This is a genomic window from Sulfuricurvum sp. RIFOXYD12_FULL_44_77 (genome assembly GCF_001830725.1).
GTDB classification, from domain to species: Bacteria; Campylobacterota; Campylobacteria; order Campylobacterales; family Sulfurimonadaceae; genus Sulfuricurvum; species Sulfuricurvum kujiense_A.
The window spans coordinates 1-2,009 of record NZ_MIBU01000053.1 but is presented as its reverse complement, the minus strand read 5'-3'; the positions used below and the strand labels follow the sequence as shown (position 1 = coordinate 2,009).

The 2,009-nt window shown below is 44.4% G+C and carries 1 protein-coding gene and 1 pseudogene; both read left to right on the top strand.

The window, feature by feature from the left end:
* A partial coding sequence (locus A2517_RS02575) for an alpha-amylase/4-alpha-glucanotransferase domain-containing protein (RefSeq protein ID WP_294893827.1) occupies window positions 1-1,766 on the top strand: 1,766 nt, incomplete at its 5' end.
* A pseudogene (locus A2517_RS02570) lies at window positions 1,759-2,009 on the top strand (UTP--glucose-1-phosphate uridylyltransferase); the annotation flags it as partial. The gene A2517_RS02575 and the pseudogene A2517_RS02570, both read left to right, overlap by 8 nt.

The window sequence follows — 2,009 nt, the reverse complement described above, 5'->3', positions numbered from 1 at the left end:
CCTCCCAAGATCGGGTGGCTCAGATCGAAAAACTTAACCGCTCTATCTCAGAATCATTCGGACAGACTCCTAAAGGGTTATGGCTCACGGAGAGGGTATGGGAATCGTCGTTGATAACCGATTTGCATCGCAGTAAAATCGAATATACGGTGATGGATGACTACCACTTTCAGTGCGCAGGATTTGATGAAGAGGTACTTGATGGCTATTATATGAGTGAAGAGGGGGGAAAACGGCTCGGAATTTTTCCTATCAGTAAAAAGCTCCGCTATGCATTGCCGTTTCAGAGTGTCGAGAAGGCACTGAGTGCCATTAAAAGTTATACACGGGAGACAAATTCGGCCGCTATTATTTTTGATGATGCTGAAAAATTCGGTATGTGGCCCGGAACCTACGCATGGGTTTATGAAAAGCAATGGCTGGAAAAATTTGTTGAAGCCGTTTTGGTGGATGAAGCGATTGAGCCGATCCATTATGGGGAGTACTTTAAACACAATAAACCGCGAGGCCTCGCTTATGTTCCCAACGTCTCGTATTATGAGATGGGGGAGTGGAGCTTGAGTGCCGATGATGCTCTACGGCTTGAGCGGTACAAACAGGAGATGGGGTTTGAGCAGTATGAAAAGGAGGGGGTGAAGTTTATCAAAGGGGGAATTTGGAAAAACTTCTTTGTTAAATATCCGGAGAGCAACCGTATTCACAAACGGATGCTCGAACTCTCCGCACAGCGCCCCGTGCTTAATCGCAGTGATTTCGATACTGCCCTTTTTAAACTCCAGACAAACGATCCGCTGTGGCATGGAGTTTTCGGAGGTCTCTATTTGCCGAATCTGCGAGATACTGCCTATCGCTACCTCATCGAATGTGAAAATATAAGGTACGATAAAAGCAGCGTGATTGAAGCCAATAACAATGAGCTTGATGGATATGAGAAAGTAAAAGCACTGACCTCCGAGCTAATATTTCGATTTGACAGCGGCTGCGGAGGACAGTTGGTGGAGTTTGATATTCGTGATCGATGTTTCAATTATCAAAACACATTGACGCGGCGTAAAGAGGCCTATCATCAAAGAGTATTAGAACCGGTTTGTATCGAGGCTAAAGATGAGACTCCACCCGAAGATGGGATCGATACGATCCATACTGCCATGGGAGAAATGGACGATAGCTTACGTGATGCGATCATCTATGACTGGTATCTAAAAAACTCGTTTATCGATCATATCAGCGATGAAACGTTTAGCACGGAATCTTTCCGTCATTGTAACTTTAGAGAATACGGGGATTTTGCCAATCAGCCTTTTGAATCGAAATGGAATCAACACTCCATAACCTTTGCACGCCACGGGGGTCTTTATTTCCCCGAAAAAGAAGAAGCTTTTTTAGAAAAGAAGTATATTCCTCATGATAATTCTCTCGATTTTGAGGTGAAATTTACCTCTAAAACAACACAAAAATTGACCTATCTCTTAGAACATAATTTCCATTTTTCGAATGTCGATGCGGTGTTATTTAACGGAGAACGACTTAGGGAAGAGGGTGAATTAGCACTATGCTCACGTGTGGAAATTATCGATCGCGTTCTCGGTAAAAAGATAATCCTCACCCTGAACCAGCCATGTCGCATCCATTATTTTCAACTTAAAACCCTTTCCCAGAGTGAGCAAGGCTTTGATTTAACGGTACAGGGGATCAGTATGGCATTGGCATTCGATTTCGTAGGTTCTTTTATTCTCAAAGGATCAATGGAGATAAACAATGTCTGAGATTCGGTACGATCGACTCCATGACACCCATGTCCTTATAGCTCCTGAGAGGCTTCGACATGCGGATGTTCCTATAGCAGAGAGTGAGCCTTCTTTTAGTGAACCATGCCCGTTTTGTGAGGGGAACGAAGGGATGACCCCTCCAGAGATTTTTGCTCACCGCTTGGAGGGGAGTTTTCCGAATGAAGGGGGATGGGAGACCCGTGTTGTCCCTAACCTTTTTAAAGCCGTTCAGCTTGAAAC